Annotated in this window: 15 protein-coding genes; 13 read left to right on the top strand and 2 right to left on the bottom strand. The window is 72.7% G+C overall.

Going from position 1 to position 16,847, the window contains the following annotated elements; all coding sequences use genetic code 11:
• The first annotated feature begins 234 nt into the window (after positions 1 to 234).
• The 3 genes from ACZ60T_RS22065 (at position 235) to ACZ60T_RS22055 (ending at position 4,125) form a co-directional block, all read left to right on the top strand.
• Entirely contained in the window at positions 235 to 2,136 is a 1,902-nt protein-coding gene (locus ACZ60T_RS22065) for a SpoIIE family protein phosphatase (protein WP_469667411.1), read from the top strand.
• A gap of 62 nt (positions 2,137 to 2,198) precedes the next feature.
• A complete protein-coding gene (hemW, locus tag ACZ60T_RS22060; RefSeq protein ID WP_469667410.1) occupies positions 2,199 to 3,431 on the top strand; it encodes a radical SAM family heme chaperone HemW in 1,233 nt (410 codons plus the stop codon).
• Positions 3,432 to 3,534: 103 nt separating this feature from the next.
• Positions 3,535 to 4,125: a Uma2 family endonuclease gene (locus tag ACZ60T_RS22055; protein WP_469667409.1), complete on the top strand. Its 591-nt coding sequence runs from the start codon at positions 3,535 to 3,537 to the stop codon at positions 4,123 to 4,125.
• Here the strand turns inward: ACZ60T_RS22055 and ACZ60T_RS22050 are convergent.
• Together ACZ60T_RS22050 and ACZ60T_RS22045 are read right to left on the bottom strand one after the other, a co-directional pair.
• Positions 4,103 to 4,912: a DUF3097 domain-containing protein gene (locus ACZ60T_RS22050; RefSeq protein WP_469667408.1), complete on the bottom strand. Its 810-nt coding sequence runs from the start codon at positions 4,910 to 4,912 to the stop codon at positions 4,103 to 4,105. The two genes, ACZ60T_RS22055 and ACZ60T_RS22050, sit on opposite strands and share 23 nt — an antisense overlap.
• A 46-nt stretch (positions 4,913 to 4,958) precedes the next feature.
• Positions 4,959 to 5,693, bottom strand: coding sequence for an MBL fold metallo-hydrolase (locus tag ACZ60T_RS22045; RefSeq protein WP_469667407.1), 735 nt, complete (start codon positions 5,691 to 5,693; stop codon positions 4,959 to 4,961).
• Between the two features lie 189 nt (positions 5,694 to 5,882).
• On the opposite strand from ACZ60T_RS22045, the gene hrcA reads away from it, so the two are divergent.
• The 10 genes from hrcA to ACZ60T_RS21995 all read left to right on the top strand — a co-directional run bounded on the left by hrcA (position 5,883) and on the right by ACZ60T_RS21995 (position 16,837).
• On the top strand, positions 5,883 to 6,902 hold the full coding sequence (gene hrcA / locus ACZ60T_RS22040) for a heat-inducible transcriptional repressor HrcA (RefSeq protein WP_365619294.1): 1,020 nt from the start codon (positions 5,883 to 5,885) through the stop codon (positions 6,900 to 6,902).
• Positions 6,903 to 8,039, top strand: coding sequence for a molecular chaperone DnaJ (gene dnaJ, locus ACZ60T_RS22035; protein ID WP_365619297.1), 1,137 nt, complete (start codon positions 6,903 to 6,905; stop codon positions 8,037 to 8,039).
• A 113-nt stretch (positions 8,040 to 8,152) separates the two neighbouring features.
• Positions 8,153 to 9,262, top strand: a complete 1,110-nt coding sequence (locus tag ACZ60T_RS22030; protein WP_469667406.1) for a nitronate monooxygenase — start codon at positions 8,153 to 8,155, stop codon at positions 9,260 to 9,262.
• On the top strand, positions 9,259 to 9,999 hold the full coding sequence (locus ACZ60T_RS22025; RefSeq protein ID WP_365619303.1) for a 16S rRNA (uracil(1498)-N(3))-methyltransferase: 741 nt from the start codon (positions 9,259 to 9,261) through the stop codon (positions 9,997 to 9,999). Before ACZ60T_RS22030 ends, ACZ60T_RS22025 begins: the two co-directional genes overlap by 4 nt.
• Positions 10,000 to 10,074: 75 nt before the next feature.
• Positions 10,075 to 10,467, top strand: a complete 393-nt coding sequence (locus ACZ60T_RS22020; RefSeq protein ID WP_365619306.1) for a VOC family protein — start codon at positions 10,075 to 10,077, stop codon at positions 10,465 to 10,467.
• A gap of 96 nt (positions 10,468 to 10,563) precedes the next feature.
• A complete protein-coding gene (locus tag ACZ60T_RS22015; RefSeq protein ID WP_365619309.1) occupies positions 10,564 to 11,127 on the top strand; it encodes a hypothetical protein in 564 nt (187 codons plus the stop codon).
• Between the two features lie 89 nt (positions 11,128 to 11,216).
• The gene (locus ACZ60T_RS22010; protein WP_469667404.1) at positions 11,217 to 14,423 is read left to right on the top strand and encodes a S41 family peptidase; all 3,207 of its coding nucleotides are present in this window, start codon (positions 11,217 to 11,219) and stop codon (positions 14,421 to 14,423) included.
• 72 nt (positions 14,424 to 14,495) lie between these two features.
• Positions 14,496 to 14,849 carry a histidine triad nucleotide-binding protein gene (locus ACZ60T_RS22005; RefSeq protein ID WP_365619314.1) on the top strand — a complete coding sequence of 118 codons (354 nt, stop codon included), beginning with the start codon at positions 14,496 to 14,498 and terminating at the stop codon, positions 14,847 to 14,849.
• 15 nt (positions 14,850 to 14,864) lie between these two features.
• A complete protein-coding gene (locus ACZ60T_RS22000) occupies positions 14,865 to 15,770 on the top strand; it encodes a ribonuclease Z (RefSeq protein ID WP_469667403.1) in 906 nt (301 codons plus the stop codon).
• Positions 15,771 to 15,844: 74 nt separating this feature from the next.
• On the top strand, positions 15,845 to 16,837 hold the full coding sequence (locus ACZ60T_RS21995) for an adenosine deaminase (RefSeq protein ID WP_365619320.1): 993 nt from the start codon (positions 15,845 to 15,847) through the stop codon (positions 16,835 to 16,837).
• Positions 16,838 to 16,847: the final 10 nt, after the last annotated feature.

The raw sequence follows: 16,847 nt of genomic DNA, 5'->3' as shown, positions 1-16,847 counted from the left end.
CACGGAGGCGGGATGCCGGGTGCGGGTCCGGCATCCCGCCTCCGCGCACGCGCTCACCCTCACGGTGATCGCATTGCTCCCAACTGGCCGTCTTCTGTTCGTTCTTGATCACGCACACCCCCTGATTCGGGCCTCCAGCGCATCACTTCCGTAACTCCGTGCATATAGACGCACCCGGTCTGTCACCCTGTCTGCAACGACCGACCTTTCGTCCGATTGCTCGGGGAGCGGTAGATGGGGGCCATTCCGACGCAGTGGGAGACGGGGGCCCGCGCCGGTGATCCGGCGGCGCCGCGGCGCGCGGGACACGCGGCGTGGAGCGACGTGCGGACGACGCTGCCCGGCAGCCCGCTCGCCCCGGGATCCGCCCGTGCGTTGGCGCGCGCCGCGCTCATGGACTGGCGGGACCTCGGCCTGAGCGTTCCCGAACGGCTCGCGGACGATGTCCTGGTCGTCGTCAGCGAACTGGTCACCAACGCCGTGGTGCACGCGGGCACGGAGGTCGAACTGGCCGTGCGGTTCGAGCCGGAGACCGGCGCGTGCGCCGTGGAGGTGTCCGATCAGCACCCCTCGCGCGCCCCCCGCGCCCACGGCCCCGAGGTCACCTACGAAGCGCCGGAGTACGGCCGGGGACTGCGGCTCGTTGCCGCGCTCGCCGAGGAGTGGGGCGTCAGCTATCGCACGGGTGCCAAGACGGTGTGGGCGCGGCTGCCCGCCGAGGCCGCGCGGGAGGCGGACCCGTACGAGGCGGAGCCGGGCCCCGGGCTCGCGGAGATCCTCGCCCCCGAGGCCCAGCGGGCCGAGCGCGACCGCGAGTGGCTGGGCCGCGGCGCGCTGTCCTTCCTCGCCGAGGCCTCCGACCTGCTCGCCGGACAGCTCGACGAGGACCTGGTCGCCGCGCTCACCGGGCAGTTGCTCGTGCCCCGGCTCGCCGACTGGTGCGCGGTGTGGCTGGAGGACGAGTCCACCGCCCGGTGGGGCTCCGGGGGCGGCTGGAACGACAGCACCGGAGCGGCGGGCCCGCGCCTCGCCCGCGTCTGGCACGGCAGTGAGAACCACATCGAGGAGTTGCGCCGGGTCCTGGAGAAGGACCCGCCTGGCGCCACCGAGGACCTGCGCTCCGGCCCCGTCCCCTACCCCTGGCCCGCACAGGCCCTCGGTCCGCGTGCGACGGAGGGCGCGGCGCTCGCCTACCGGCTGATCGCCGGGGGCCGTCCGCTCGGCACGCTCGTCATCGGGCGGGCCGGGCTGCCCCGCTTCCCCGACGAGATCACCGGGCTGGTGGAGGACCTGAGCCGCCGGGTCGCCCTCGGTATCGGCGCGGCCCGCCAGTACGCCCGCCAGGCGACGATCAGCGCCGTGCTCCAGCGCGGGCTGCTGCCCGGCGCGGTCGCCGAGATCCCCGGGGTGCGCAGCGCCCTCGTCTACGAGCCGTGCGTCAAGGGCGGCCCGAGCGGCGACTTCTACGACCTCTTCCCGACCGGCGACGGGCGCTGGTGCTTCGCGGTGGGCGACGTCCAGGGCAAAGGGGCGGAGGCCGCCGTCGTCATCGGGCTCGCCCGCCCCTGGCTGCGGCTGCTGGCCCGCGAGGGCTACGGCGTCGCCGACGTCCTGGACCGCCTCAACCAGCTCCTCCTCGACGACGCCACCGAGGCCGCCGACGCCGCCGCCCGCGTCCTGGCCGCCGCGGGCGGACGGCCCCCGGCCTCCGGTGACGCCCCGCAGAACCGCTTCCTCTCCCTGCTCTTCGGCGAACTCACGCTCGTCGACGGCGGCCTGCGCTGCACCCTGGCCAGCGCCGGGCATCCGCTGCCGCTGGTCCTCACCCGGGACGGAGACGTCCGGACCGTCGCGCGCCCGCAGACCCTGCTCGGCGTGATCGAGGACGAGACGTACGGCTGCGACACCTTCGAACTGACCCGCGGCGACACCCTGCTGTGCGTCACGGACGGGGTGACCGAACGGCGCTGCGGCACCCGCCAGTTCGACGACGGCGACGGACTCGCCGCCGTCCTCGCCGACTGCGCGGGACTCGCCGCGGAACCGATCGCCGAGCGCATCCGGCGTCTGGTGCACGAGTTCGGTGAGCGACCGCCGGAGGACGATCTGGCCCTGCTGGTCCTCCAGGCCGTGTGACGGCGCGGTGACCGTACGCGCGCGGGAGAGGGGCAACCGCGCGGGTGCTGGACAATGAAGGCATGCCTTCCGCACTTCCCGACGGCGAGCCCGTCCCCGCCGACGGCGCGCTGCCCGCAGCGGCCCTTGCCGATGCCGCCGAGCGGCCCCTCGGGTTCTATCTGCACGTCCCGTACTGCGCCACCCGCTGCGGCTACTGCGACTTCAACACCTACACCGCCACCGAGCTGCGCGGCACGGGCGGCGTGCTCGCCTCCCGCGACAACTACGCCGAGACCCTCGTCGACGAGGTCCGCCTCGCCCGCAAGGTGCTCGGCGACGACCCCCGCGAGGTCCGTACGGTCTTCGTCGGCGGCGGCACGCCCACCCTGCTGGCCGCGGCCGACCTCGTCCGCATGCTGAAGGCGATCCGCGATGAGTTCGGCCTCGCGGCCGACGCGGAGGTCACCACGGAGGCGAACCCCGAGTCCGTGGACGAGCGGTATCTGGCCACGCTCCGGGAGGGCGGCTTCAACCGGATCTCCTTCGGCATGCAGAGCGCGAAGCAGCATGTGCTGAAGATCCTCGACCGCACCCACACCCCGGGCCGCCCCGAGGCCTGCGTGGCCGAGGCCCGCGCGGTGGGCTTCGCGCATGTCAACCTCGACCTGATCTACGGCACACCGGGGGAGTCGGACGACGACTGGCGGGCCTCGCTGGACGCGGCGCTGGGCGCGGGCCCCGACCACATCTCGGCGTACGCCCTGATCGTCGAGGACGGCACGCGCCTCGCACGCCGCATCCGCCGGGGCGAGATCCCGATGACGGACGACGACGTCCACGCGGACCGCTACCTGATCGCGGACGACGTGCTGACGCGCGCGGGCTTCGACTGGTACGAGGTCTCCAACTGGGCCACCTCCGAGGCGGGCCGCTGTCTGCACAACGAGCTGTACTGGCGCGGCGCCGACTGGTGGGGCGCGGGACCGGGCGCCCACAGTCATGTGGGCGGGGTGCGCTGGTGGAACGTGAAGCACCCGGGCGCGTACGCGTCGGCCCTCGCGGCGGGCCGCTCACCCGGCGCCGGCCGCGAGATCCTGTCGGCCGAGGACCGCCGGGTGGAACGCGTCCTGCTGGAACTACGCCTCCGCGAGGGCGCACCCCTGTCCCTGCTGAGGGAGGCGGGACTGGCGGCTTCCCGCCGGGCCCTGGCGGACGGCCTGCTGGAGAAGGGCCCGTACGCAGAGGGCCGGGCGGTACTGACCCTGCGGGGGAGGCTGCTGGCGGACGCGGTGGTACGGGACCTGGTGGACTGATCACTCTGGCGGGTGAATCCGTGCGGGATGGGGGTTCGGTCCCTAGCCTGGTTCGTACGCTGCTGCCGTAATTGACGGTGGCGGAAACCGGAGGACTGCGGAGATGACCGCTGTGATGGACCGACCGATGACCACCGACGTCGTGGAATTCTTCGAGAACCTCGAGGTTCCCGAGGGATACAAGGCCGAGCTCCTCCAGGGGGAAATCGTGATGATGGCGGGACCGGACGTGGTCCACAACGACATCGTGGAGGCGGTACAAGACCAGATTCCTCGACAGCGTTGGAGGCGACTTCAGACTCAGGACATCGCGATCCTTCAACAGACCAGCGAGCCACAGCCCGACCTGGTGGTCATCGAGCGTGGCACCGGGCCGGAGCACGGGAGGTTGATGCCTTCCGAGGTCATCAGCCTGTTGGTCGAGGTCGTCTCCAAGACCAGTGTCGACCGCGACTACGGGGTGAAGCGCTCGATCTACGCGGCGGCAAAGGTACCCGGGTATCTGATCATTGACCCCATCATGGGCCGCTGTGTCTTGCTCACCGAGCCGACAAGCGAGGGCGAGACCGCAGACTACCGACGCCAACGGATCACCAAGTTCGGTGACATGACGCCCTTGGAACCGCTGGGCATCGAACTGGAGACCTCAGAGTTCGGCACCTACCAGGCGGTCAAGCCTCACCGCTGGCCGTGACGAAGTCGATCAACTCCTCCACCCTGCCCAGCAGTTCCGGTTCCAGGTCCTTGTAGGACCGTACCCGCGACAGGATCCGCTGCCAGGCCGCGCCCGTGTGCTCCGGCCAGTCCAGCGCGCGGCACACCCCCGTCTTCCAGTCCTGGCCGTGCGGGATCCGGGGCCACTCCTCGATGCCCAGGGACGCGGGCTTCACCGCCTCCCAGATGTCGATGTACGGGTGGCCGACCACCAGCGCGTGTTCGCTCGTCACCGACCGCGCGATGCGCCACTCCTTGGTACCGGGGACCAAGTGGTCCACCAGGACGCCGAGGCGGGCGTCCGGGCCGGGGGAGAAGGCCTCGACGATCGACGGCAGGTCGTCCACGCCCTCCAGGTACTCCACCACCACGCCCTCGATGCGCAGGTCGTCGCCCCACACCCGCTCGACCAGTTCCGCGTCGTGGCGGCCCTCCACATAGATACGCCCGGCGCGGGCCACCCGCGCGCGGGCGCCGGGTACGGCCACCGAACCCGACGCCGTACGGGTCGCGCGCGCCGGCGCCTGCGCGGGGCGCACCAGCGTCACCACCCGCCCCTCCAGCAGGAACCCCCGCGGCTCCAGCGGGAACACCCGGTGCTTGCCGAAGCGGTCCTCCAGGGTGACCGTGCCCGCCTCGCAGCGGATCACCGCGCCGCAGAAGCCCGTGCGCGGCTCCTCGACCACCAGACCGGGGTCCGCGGGGACCTCCGGTGCGGGCCGGGGCTTCTTCCAGGGCGGGGTCAGATCGGGTGAGTACGCGCGCATTCGGATGACGATAGGAGAAGCGGCGGTGTGATGGGCGTACGACCGGCTACGACACGCCGAAACGGGCCGCCAGTTCGTCCCGCTGGGAACGGACGAACCCGGCGTCCACTACCGCGCCGTGCCCCGGAACGTACCGCGCGTCCTCGCCGCCCAGCGCCAGCAGCCGGTCCAGGGCCGCGGGCCAGCGCGCGGGCACCGCGTCGGGGCCCGCCTGCGGCTCACCGGACTCCTCCACCAGGTCCCCGCAGAACACCACCGGAGGGTTCCCGGGGACGAGGACGGCCAGGTCGTGGGCCGTGTGGCCCGGCCCCACGTTCGCCAGCAGGACCTCCACCCCGCCCAGCTCCAACGTCCGTTCGCCCGCGACCTCGTGGTCCGGACGTACCAGCGCCTGCGCGGCCTCCGCCGCCTCACCGGGGGCCAGGCCGTGGCGTACCGCGTCCGCGCGCAGCTCCTCGCGGTCGCGGGCGAGCAGCGCGGTGAGGCCCGCCGCCCCGAACACCTCCGCGTCCGCGCAGGCCGCGGCGCCGAAGACATGGTCGAAGTGGGGGTGGGTGAGGGCGAGATGTGTCACACGCCGCCCCGCGCCCAGGGGAGCGAGCAGCCGCTCCGCGTCGGCGCGCACCCGCGCGCCCTCGGCCGTGCTCGACCCCGGGTCGATCAGGAGCGCGCCCCGGTCACCGACCACGAGAGCGGCCGTGCAGTCCCAGACCGGAAGCCGTACGCGCCCCGCGCGCGGACCGAGCGCCTCCCACCCGGACTCTTCCCACAACACCGTCATACCGCGACGCTATCGGCAGACGCGGCCCGGCGGGACAGCACCGGACAGGTCGGTACACGTCGGCAAGGAGGGCCGGGCCCACCCTTGCCGGGGGCGTACCCGACGGCCGTACACTGGGCCGGGGATGCTGGCACTCGCACGGACCGAGTGCCAGGAACGTCAACGGGGCGAAGAGCTGGAGGTGCGCGGATGCTCAGTGAACGCAGGCTGGAGGTGCTGCGCGCCATCGTCCAGGACTACGTCGGCACCGAGGAGCCGGTGGGCTCCAAGGCGCTCACGGAGCGGCACAAGCTCGGCGTCTCCCCGGCCACGGTCCGCAACGACATGGCCGCGCTGGAGGACGAGGGCTATATCGCCCAGCCGCACACCAGCGCCGGACGCATCCCCACGGACAAGGGCTACCGCCTCTTCGTCGACCGCCTGGCGGGCGTCAAGCCGATGACGGCCCCCGAGCGCCGTGCGATCCAGAACTTCCTGGAGTGCTCGCTGGACCTCGACGACGTCGTCGCGCGCACGGTACGGCTGCTCGCGCAGCTCACCCGGCAGGTCGCCGTCGTGCAGTACCCCTCGCTGACCCGCTCGACCGTGCGGCATGTGGAGCTGCTGTCCATGGCGCCCGCGCGGGTGATGCTCGTGCTGATCACGGACACCGGACGGGTCGAGCAGCGCATGATCGACTGCCCCGCCCCGTTCGGCGAGACCGCCCTCGCGGATCTGCGCGCCCGGCTCAACAGCCGGGTCGCCGGACGCCGTTTCGCGGACGTCCCGCACCTGGTGCAGGACCTCCCCGAAGCCTTCGAGGAGGCCGAGGACCGCGGTACGGTCACGACGGTGCTCTCCACGCTGCTGGAGACGCTCGTGGAGGAGACCGAGGAACGGCTCATGATCGGCGGCACCGCCAATCTCACCCGCTTCGGACATGACTTCCCTCTCACCATCCGGCCCGTTCTGGAGGCGCTGGAGGAGCAGGTCGTGCTCCTCAAGTTGCTGGGTGAGGCGAAGGATCCGGCCATGCGGGTGCGTATCGGTCATGAGAACGCGCACGAGGGACTCAACTCCACGTCCGTGGTCTCCGTGGGCTACGGTTCGGGCGGCGAGGCAGTAGCGAAACTCGGCGTGGTCGGCCCGACCCGCATGGATTACCCGGGAACGATGGGAGCGGTACGAGCGGTGGCACGGTACGTAGGACAGATCCTGGCGGAGTCGTAAGTGGCCACGGACTACTACGCCGTACTCGGCGTGCGCCGCGACGCGTCGCAGGATGAGATCAAGAAGGCGTTCCGTCGGCTCGCGCGCGAGCTGCACCCGGACGTCAATCCCGATCCGAAGACGCAGGAGCGGTTCAAGGAGATCAACGCCGCCTACGAGGTGCTCTCGGACCCGCAGAAGAAGCAGGTCTACGACCTCGGCGGCGATCCGCTGTCCCAGTCCGGCGGTGCCGGCGCGGGCGGCTTCGGTGCGGGCGGCTTCGGCAACTTCTCCGACATCATGGACGCGTTCTTCGGCACGGCGTCGCAGCGCGGACCGCGCTCGCGCACCCGCCGCGGCCAGGACGCCATGATCCGGCTCGAGATCGATCTCGACGAGGCCACCTTCGGCACGACCAAGGACATCCAGGTCGACACGGCCGTCGTCTGCACCACGTGCAGCGGCGAGGGTGCCGCGCCCGGTACGTCCGCGCAGACCTGTGACATGTGCCGTGGCCGCGGCGAGGTCTCCCAGGTCACCCGGTCCTTCCTGGGCCAGGTCATGACCTCCCGGCCCTGCCCCCAGTGCCAGGGCTTCGGCACGGTCGTGCCCACCCCCTGCCCGGAGTGCGCGGGCGACGGACGGGTGCGCTCCCGCAGGACGCTCACCGTCAAGATCCCGGCCGGTGTCGACAACGGCACGCGGATCCAGCTCGCGGGCGAGGGCGAGGTCGGCCCCGGCGGCGGCCCCGCCGGTGACCTGTACGTCGAGGTCCACGAACTGCCGCACGCGGTCTTCCAGCGCCGCGGCGACGACCTGCACTGCACGGTCACGCTCCCGATGACGGCGGCGGCCCTCGGTACGAAGGTCCCGCTGGAGACGCTGGACGGCATGGAGGAGGTCGACATCCGGCCCGGCACGCAGTCCGGGCAGTCGATCCCGCTGCACGACCGCGGCGTCACGCATCTGCGCGGCGGCGGCCGGGGCGATCTGATCGTCCATGTCGAGGTGCAGACCCCGGGCAAGCTGGACGCCGAGCAGGAGCGACTGCTGCGCGAACTGGCCAAGCTGCGCGGCGAGGAACGGCCGCAGGGACAGTTCCAGCCGGGGCAGCAGGGGCTGTTCTCGCGCCTGAAGGACGCGTTCAACGGGCGCTGACGTGGAGGGGGCGCCCGCCCGCCGGGTGCCCCGATCCCGTACCGCCGATCCCCGACACATACCGCGCGGATCCCGGATTCGGACCTGATAGCGGGGCATGACACCATGCGGTCATGTCCTCCGCGCTGACCGATCTGCTTCGGTATCCGATCGTGCAGGCTCCCATGGCGGGCGGTGTCTCCGTCCCCCAGCTCGCCGCCGCCGTGTCCGAGGCGGGCGGCCTGGGGTTCCTCGCCGCCGGGTACAAGACCGCCGACGGCATGTACCAGGAGATCAAGCAACTCCGCGCGCTCACGGGCCGCCCCTTCGGAGTGAACCTGTTCCTGCCGCAGCCCGAGCTGCCGGGCGCGGGCACCAACGCGGCCGGCACCGCGCCGTCGTGCGCCGCCGTCGAGATGTACGCGCATCAACTCGCCGACGAGGCCGCCTGGTACGAGACCGAGCTGGGCGACCCCGACTGCGGACGGGACGACGCCTACGACGCCAAGCTCGCCGTGCTGCTCGACAACCCGGTGCCGGTGGTCTCCTTCCACTTCGGCACCCCCGCCCCGAAGGCCCTGGACGCGCTGCGCCGCGCGGGCACCTTCACCCTGGTCACCGCGACCACCGTGGAGGAGGCCCTCGCCGTGCAGGAGGCGGGCGCCGACGCGGTGATCGTGCAGGGCGTCGAGGCCGGTGGCCACCAGGGCACCCATCGCGACAACCCCGAGAACGACGGCGCGGGCCTCGGGCTGCTCACCCTGCTCGCCCAGGTCCGCGAGGCCGTGCGGATCCCGATCGTGGCGGCCGGTGGCCTCATGCGCGGCAGCCAGATCGCCGCGGTGCTCGCGGCGGGCGCGAGCGCGGCCCAGCTCGGCACCGCGTTCCTGATCACGCCCGAGTCCGGCGCCGCGGCGCCGTACAAGCAGGCGCTGACCGACCCCCGGTTCACCCGTACGGAGCTGACGCGCGCGTTCTCCGGGCGTCCGGCGCGCGGTCTGGTCAACCGCTTCCTGCGCGAGCACGGCCCGTACGCGCCCGCCGCGTACCCCGAGGTCCACCACCTCACCTCGCCGCTGCGCAAGGCCGCCGCCAAGGCGGGCGACCCGCAGGGCATGGCGCTGTGGGCGGGACAGGGGCACCGGATGGCCCGCGAACTGCCCGCCGGGGAACTGGTGGCGGTGCTGGCGGCGGAACTCCAGGCGGCCAGGGCCGAGTCGGCGACGGAAGGGGTGAACCGATGACCGCTCCCGTGTTCATCGTGGACCAGGTCGAGGGCATCGGGCCGGAGTTCGTGCTCGACGGCCCCGAGGGGCGGCACGCCGTCTCGGTGAAGCGGCTGCGGCCCGGCGAGGACGTGGTCCTCACCGACGGGCGCGGGCGGTGGATCGAGGGCGTGGTCAAGGCCGCCGAGGGCAAGGACCGGCTGGTGGTCACGGACCTGGAGTCCCTGTGCGAGGAGCCGCCCGCGGCCCCGCGGATCACCGTCGTCCAGGCCCTGCCCAAGGGCGACCGGGGCGAGTTGGCCGTGGAGACCATGACCGAGGTGGGCGTGGACGCGATCGTCCCCTGGGCGGCCTCGCGGTGCATCACGCAGTGGAAGGGCGAGCGCGGGGTGAAGGCGCTCGGCAAGTGGCGGGCCACCGCCCGCGAGGCGGGCAAGCAGTCCCGTCGCGTGCGCTTCCCGGAGGTCGCGGACGCGGCGACCACCCGGCAGGTTGCCGCACTTCTCGGCCAGGCCGACTTCGCGGCGGTCCTGCACGAGAGCGGGGAGGAGCCCCTGGCGACCGTACAACTCCCCACCGAGGGCGAGATCGTACTGGTCGTCGGGCCCGAAGGGGGCGTCTCCCCCGAGGAGTTGGCGCTGTTCGAGGAGGCGGGCGCGAGGCCGTTCCGGCTGGGACGCAGCGTCCTGCGCACGTCGACCGCCGGCACCGCGGCGGCAGCACTGCTGCTGGGCCGCACGGGCCGCTGGTCCTGACAGTAGGGTCTGTCGAGAGTTGCCCGCCCTCGGGCGAACGACGCGTGACTCCGGACGGACCTCAGGGGGACCACCATGGAACTCGCCCAAGTGCGGCTGCTGGTCACGGACTTCGCCGCCTGCTACCGGTTCTACGCCGATGTCCTCGGCCTCAAGCCCCAGTCCGGCGCGGTGGACGGGCCGTACGAGAAGTTCAGTCCCGTCACCGGCTCGGCGGGCATCGCGCTCCAGGACCGGGCGATGATGGCGCGGGTTCTGGGCGAGGTGGACGACGAGGCGACCGGCCATCGCTCGCTGGTGGTCCTGCGCGTGGACGACCTGGACGCGTACTGCGCGCGGATCACCGCCCGGGGCGCCACGCTCCTGCACGGCCCGGCCCCCATGACGGACCGGATGCGCGTCGCCCATCTCAAGGACCCCGAAGGCAATCTGGTGGAGCTTCAGCAGTGGCTGCTGCTGCGTGACTGACGGCGCGCAGGGGGGCGGTCGGTGGGGGCGCGCGCGGGTGCGCGTGTGTCCGTATGCGCTCTACCGTCGCGGGCGGGACAGTGGGAGGCTGCCCCTATGCGTGCAATGAGGCGGATTCCACGGCCGTCCGGACGGCGGTTCGCGGCGGTCACCGGGATCGTCGTGGTCGCCGTGGCCGGAGTCGTCGCATGCGAGCCCACCGACCTGAGTTCCACGGCGGTGGCGTACACGACCAGCCAGACCTCGACCCAGAAGCTGGAACAGCAGCATGTGAAGGTGCGCTGGCTGACCTGCACCGGCAGCTACGGCGACAAGGCCGATTCCGCCACGTCCGGCAAGGCGTCCTCGTCCACGAGCACGGTCGTCGCCGTCGACTGCAAGGGGAAGACGGACGACGACAAGGACATCACCGTCAAGGGCCGGGTCACCCGCGCCGTCGACGGCAGGTGCGTCCGCGGCGACCTCAGGGCCACCGTCGGCGGCAAGCAGGTGTTCCACGTCGAGGGCCTCGGCAACTGCGACGCGCCCAGCGCGCCGTCGTACACCCCGCCCGCCTCGTACCAGCCGACCGTCCCCGGACAGCCCGGTCCCACGGTCACGGTGACCCGGACCATCTGGTGCCAGCGCGACCCGAGTTGCTGGCCGGTCCAGGGCAAGTGACGGGGCCAGGGCGGGAGTACGGACAAGAGTGGGGACAAGAGCGGGGAAATCGCCTGTCAGGGAAGGCGGTTGCTGCTTAGGGTGGCCTGGTGACTCAGTCCGCATCGCGCGCGTATCTCCGGTTCCCGCACCTGCACGGCGAGTTGGTCGCCTTCACCGCCGAGGACGACGTCTGGATCGCCCCGCTCGACGGCGGCCGGGCCTGGCGGGTCAGCGCCGACAACATGCCCGTCGACCATCCCCGGATATCCCCCGACGGGGCGACCGTCGCCTGGACGTCCACCCGTGACGGCGCCCCCGAGGTCCACACGGCCCCGGTCGACGGCGGCCCCGCCACCCGCCTGACCCACTGGGGCAGCGCGAAGACCCAGGTACGCGGCTGGACCCCCGAAGGCCGGGTGCTCGCCCTCAGCACGGCCGGCCAGGCCTCGCTGCGCCGCACCTGGGCCCGCGCCGTGCCGCTCGACGGCGGCCCCGCGACCACCCTGCCCTACGGCCCCGTCGGTGACATCGCCCACGGACCGGCCACGGTGCTGCTGTCCGCGACCATGGGCCGTGAGGCCGCCCGCTGGAAGCGCTACCGGGGCGGCACGGCGGGCAAGCTGTGGATCGACCCCACGGGCGACGGGGAGTTCGTACGGCTCCACGAGGACCTCGACGGCAACATCGAGTACCCGATGTGGGTCGGCGACCGCCTCGCCTTCCTCTCCGACCACGAGGGCGTCGGCGCCCTGTACTCCTCGACGGCCGACGGCTCGGACCTGCGCCGCCACACCCCGCTCGGCGACTTCTACGCCCGGCACGCCGCCACCGACGGCACCCGCGTCGTGTACTCCTCGGCCGGTGAACTCCGGCTCCTCGACGACCTCGACGGGGCCGAGCCCCGCACGCTTCGGGTCCGGCTCGGCGGCCAGCGCGTCGACCAGCAGCCGTACCCCGTCAGCGCCTCCCGCTGGTTCGGGGCCGCCTCGCCCGACCACACCGGGCGCGGCAGCGCGGTCGCCGTGCGCGGCGCCGTCCACTGGGTCACCCACCGCTCGGGCCCCGCCCGCGCGCTCGCCGCCACCCACGGCGTACGCACCCGGCTGCCGCACACCTTCCGCGTGGACGGCGAGGAGTGGGTGGTGTGGGTGACGGACGCGGAGGGCGACGACGCGCTGGAGTTCGCGCCCGCCACGGGCCCGGCCCCCGGCGCGGAGCCGCGGCGGCTCGCGGCCGGGCGGCTCGGGCGGGTCCTCACGCTCACGGTCTCGCCCGACGGCAGCCGCGTCGCGGTCGCCGCGCACGACGGGCGGGTGCTGCTCGTCGAGCGGGACAGCGGCGAGGTGCGCGAGGTCGACCGCGGGGAGCACGGCGAGGCCACCGGGCTGGTCTTCGCGCCGGACTCGGCCTGGCTCGCCTGGTCGCACGCCGGTCCGGGCGCCCTGCGCCAGCTCAAGCTCGCCGACCTGACCGACCTGTCGGTGACGGAGGCGACTCCGCTCCGCTTCCGGGACTACGCGCCCGCGTTCACCCTGGACGGCAAGCACCTGGCGTTCCTCTCGGCGCGCTCCTTCGACCCGGTCTACGACGAGCACGTCTTCGACCTGGCGTTCGTGGGCGGCTGTCGGCCGTATCTGATGACGCTCGCCGCGACCACCCCGTCCCCCTTCGGACCGCAGCGGCACGGCCGCCCCTTCGAAGCGCCCGAGAAGGACGAGACGCCCGACAGCGAGGGTGCCCCCACGACCCGGATCGACCTGGAGCGGCTCGCCGACCGCATCGTGCCGTTCCCGGTCGAGGCGGCGCGCTACTCCGGGCTGCGGGCCGCGAAGGACGGCGTCCTGTGGCTGCGGCACCCGGTGCAGGGCGTGCTCGGCGCCTCGCGCGCCACCCCCGACGACCCCGACCCCAAGTCGGAGCTGGAGCGATACGACCTGCTCCAGCGGCGCGTGGAGCATCTGGCCTCGGACGCCGACCGCTTCGAGGTCAGCGGCGACGGCAAGCGCGTCCTGCTGTGGACCGGCGGCCAGCTCAAGGTCGTCCCGAGCGACCGCAGCGCCCCGAACGACGACAGCAGCGACGCGAACATCACCGTCGACCTCTCGCGGATCCGGCAGACCGTCGACCCGGCCGCCGAGTGGCGGCAGATGTACGACGAGACCGGCCGCCTCATGCGGGACAACTTCTGGCGGCCCGACCTGGGCGGCGTCGACTGGCAGGGCGTCCTGGACCGGTACCGGCCGGTCCTGGACCGGATCGCCACCCATGACGACCTGGTCGACCTCCTCTGGGAGGTGCAGGGCGAACTGGGCACGTCCCACGCGTATGTCTCCTCGGGCGGCTACGGGCAGGGCGCCGACCGCCGTCAGGGCCTGCTCGGAGCCGACATCTCCCGCCACGAGGACGGGACCTGGCGCGTCGACCGGGTCCTGCCCTCGGAGACGTCTGACCCCGACGCCCACGCGCCGCTGGCCGCGCCCGGCGTCGCCGTACGGCCCGGGGACGCGATCCTCGCGGTCGGCGGGCATCCGGTGGACCCGGTGACCGGCCCCGGACCGCTGCTGGTCGGAACAGCGGGCAAGCCGGTCGAGTTGACGATCTCCCCGGCCGGTGGCGGCGAGGCGCGCTACGCGGTCGTGGTCCCGATCGCCGACGAGGAGCCGCTCCGCTATCACGCGTGGGTCGCGGACCGGCGGGCGTACGTGCACGAGCGGTCCGGCGGGCGGCTCGGCTATCTGCACGTACCCGACATGCAGGCCCCCGGCTGGGCCCAGATCCACCGCGATCTGCGCGTCGAGGTCGCCCGGGACGGGCTGGTCGTGGACGTCCGCGAGAACCGGGGCGGGCACACCTCCCAGTTGGTCGTCGAGAAGCTGGCGCGACGGATCGTGGGATGGGACCTGCCGCGCGGCAGGCGCCCCGTCAGCTACCCCGAGGACGCGCCGCGCGGACCGGTCGTCGCCGTCGCCGACGAGTTCTCCGGCTCGGACGGCGACATCGTGAACGCGGTCATCAAGACGCTCGGTATCGGACCGGTGGTGGGGACGCGCACCTGGGGCGGTGTCATCGGGATCGACAGCAAGTACCGGCTGGTCGACGGAACGCTGGTGACCCAGCCGAAGTTCGCGTTCTGGCTGGAGGGCCACGGCTGGGGCGTGGAGAACCACGGGGTCGACCCCGACGTGGAGGTCGTCCAGCGCCCGCAGGACCACGCGGCCGGGCGCGACGCGCAACTGGAGGAGGCCGTACGCACAGCGCTGGCCGAGTTGGCGGAGCACCCGGCGAAGCGGGCCCCGCAACTGCCGCCGCTGTGACGGCCCGTACCCCGTCCCTCGTCCGACCGATACCATGCCGTAACTGATCAAGTCTGTGTGAGGAGCACGCACATGGCGGGAGAGCCGCAGGACGACTGCCTGTTCTGCAAGGTCGTGGCCGGGCAGGTCCCGGCGACGGTCGTCCGGGAGACCGAGACCACCGTGGCCTTCCGGGACATCAACCCCCAGGCGCCGACGCATGTGTTGGTCATCCCCCGGGCCCACTACCGGGACATCGCCACCCTCGCCGCCGCCGAACCGGCCATCACCGCCGACCTGCTGAAGGAGACGGGCGAGGTCGCCGCGCAGGAGCAGTTGGACAGCTACCGCGTCGTCTTCAACACGGGCAGCGGCGCCGGGCAGACCGTCTGGCACACGCACGCCCATGTCCTCGGTGGCCGCGGCCTGCAGTGGCCGCCCGGATAGGCGGAACAAGACGTCGTGTCCGTACGTGAACTGGTGATCCTCGGCACCGCCAGCCAGGTCCCCACCCGGCACCGCAACCACAACGGCTATCTGCTGCGCTGGGACGGCGAGGGCATCCTCTTCGACCCCGGCGAGGGCACCCAGCGGCAGATGCTCCGCGCCGGGGTCGCCGCCCACGATCTGAACCGGATCTGTGTCACGCACTTCCACGGCGACCACTGCCTGGGCCTGGCCGGGGTCATCCAGCGCATCAACCTCGACCAGGTGCCCCACCGGATCACCGCGCACTACCCGCAGTCGGGGCAACTGTTCTTCGAGCGGCTGCGGTACGCGACGGCGTACCGCGAGACCGTCCCGCTGACCGAGGCGCCCGTCACCGCCGACGGGCCCCTCGCCGTCACCCCCGGCTACACCCTGGAAGCCCGCAGGCTCTCCCACCCCGTCGAGTCCTACGGCTACCGGCTCGTCGAGCCCGACGGCCGCCGGATGCTGCCCGAGCGGCTCGCCGCGCACGGCATCAAGGGGCCCGACATCGGGCGGATCCAGCGGGAGGGCTCCCTCGACGGGGTCGCGCTGGACGAGGTCAGCGAGGTACGGCGCGGCCAGCGCTTCGCCTTCGTCATGGACACCCGGCTGTGCGACGGCGTCCACGCGCTCGCCGAGGGCTGCGACCTGCTCGTCATCGAGTCCACGTTCCTGGACGAGGACGCGCGACTCGCCGCCGATCACGGGCACTTGACCGCCGGGCAGGCCGGACGGGTCGCCGCCAGGGCCGGGGTGCGCCATCTCGTCCTCACCCACTTCAGCCAGCGCTACGGCGACCCCGAGCTGTTCGAACGGCAGGCGCGGGAGGCCGGGTTCGAGGGGGAGCTGACCGTGGCGCGCGACCTGATGCGGGTGGCCGTACCGAAACGGCGGTGAGGGGGGAGAAGCGAGGCGGACGGGCGGGCTGTGGCGGGAACGAAGTGGCCGTGATCAGCCCGTACGATGTCCCGATGCCCCTCCCGAAAGCCGAACTGCACCTCCACATCGAAGGCACCCTCGAACCCGAGCTGGCCTTCGCGCTCGCCGCGCGCAACGGCGTCGCGCTGCCCTACGCCGACACCGACGAGCTGCGCAAGGCGTACGCCTTCGAGGACCTCCAGTCCTTCCTGAACCTGTACTACGAACTCATGGCCGTGCTGCGGACCGAGCAGGACTTCGAGGACCTCGCGAACGCGTATCTGGAGCGGGCCGCCGCGCAGGGCGTACGGCACGCCGAGATCTTCTTCGACCCCCAGGCCCATATCGCCCGGGGCGTGCCGATGGGGACCGTGGTCGAGGGCCTGTGGCGCGCGCTCGGCCGCAGCGAGGCGAACCACGGCGTCTCCACACAGCTCATCATGTGCTTCCTGCGCGACGAGTCCGCCGAGTCGGCGCTGCGGACGCTGGACGCCGCGAAGCCCTATCTCGACCGGATCGTCGGCGTCGGTCTCGACTCCGCCGAGGTCGGGCATCCCCCGGTGAAGTTCCGCGAGGTGTACGAGGCCGCCGCCGCCCTCGGGCTGCGCCGGGTCGCGCACGCCGGGGAGGAGGGGCCGCCGGAGTACATCACCGAGGCCCTCGACGTCCTCGGCGTCGAGCGCATCGACCACGGGCTGCGCTGCATGGAGGACCCGGCACTGGTCGAGCGGCTGGTGCGCGAGCGGGTGCCGCTCACGCTCTGCCCGCTGTCCAACGTCCGGCTGCGCGCCGTCGACGTCCTCGCCCGGCACCCGCTGCCCGCGATGCTGGAGGCAGGACTGCTGTGCACCGTCAACTCCGATGATCCCGCGTACTTCGGCGGATACGCCGGGGACAACTACCACGCCGTACGGGACGCGCTCGGCCTGAGCACCGAGCGGATGCGCGAGCTGGCCCGCAACTCCTTCCTCGCCTCCTTCCTGGACCACGACGAGGAGCGCCGCGCCCGCTACCTCGCCGAGGTCGACGCGTACGAGTTCGGGTAACCGCGCGGTG

Source organism: Streptomyces sp. NPDC104371 (assembly GCF_055583785.1).
This window is presented reverse-complemented; position numbering and strand designations above follow the sequence as displayed.

Coding starts and splice junctions, on each gene's coding strand:
- ACZ60T_RS22065 (WP_469667411.1), top strand. CDS start 235: ATGGGGGCCATTCCGACGCAGTGGGAGACGGGGGCCCGCGCCGGTGAT.
- ACZ60T_RS22055 (WP_469667409.1), top strand. CDS start 3,535: ATGACCGCTGTGATGGACCGACCGATGACCACCGACGTCGTGGAATTC.
- ACZ60T_RS21995 (WP_365619320.1), top strand. CDS start 15,845: ATGCCCCTCCCGAAAGCCGAACTGCACCTCCACATCGAAGGCACCCTC.
- ACZ60T_RS22020 (WP_365619306.1), top strand. CDS start 10,075: ATGGAACTCGCCCAAGTGCGGCTGCTGGTCACGGACTTCGCCGCCTGC.
- hrcA (WP_365619294.1), top strand. CDS start 5,883: ATGCTCAGTGAACGCAGGCTGGAGGTGCTGCGCGCCATCGTCCAGGAC.
- ACZ60T_RS22050 (WP_469667408.1), bottom strand. CDS start 4,912: ATGCGCGCGTACTCACCCGATCTGACCCCGCCCTGGAAGAAGCCCCGG.
- ACZ60T_RS22025 (WP_365619303.1), top strand. CDS start 9,259: ATGACCGCTCCCGTGTTCATCGTGGACCAGGTCGAGGGCATCGGGCCG.
- hemW (WP_469667410.1), top strand. CDS start 2,199: ATGCCTTCCGCACTTCCCGACGGCGAGCCCGTCCCCGCCGACGGCGCG.
- ACZ60T_RS22015 (WP_365619309.1), top strand. CDS start 10,564: ATGCGTGCAATGAGGCGGATTCCACGGCCGTCCGGACGGCGGTTCGCG.
- ACZ60T_RS22045 (WP_469667407.1), bottom strand. CDS start 5,693: ATGACGGTGTTGTGGGAAGAGTCCGGGTGGGAGGCGCTCGGTCCGCGC.
- ACZ60T_RS22005 (WP_365619314.1), top strand. CDS start 14,496: ATGGCGGGAGAGCCGCAGGACGACTGCCTGTTCTGCAAGGTCGTGGCC.
- ACZ60T_RS22030 (WP_469667406.1), top strand. CDS start 8,153: ATGTCCTCCGCGCTGACCGATCTGCTTCGGTATCCGATCGTGCAGGCT.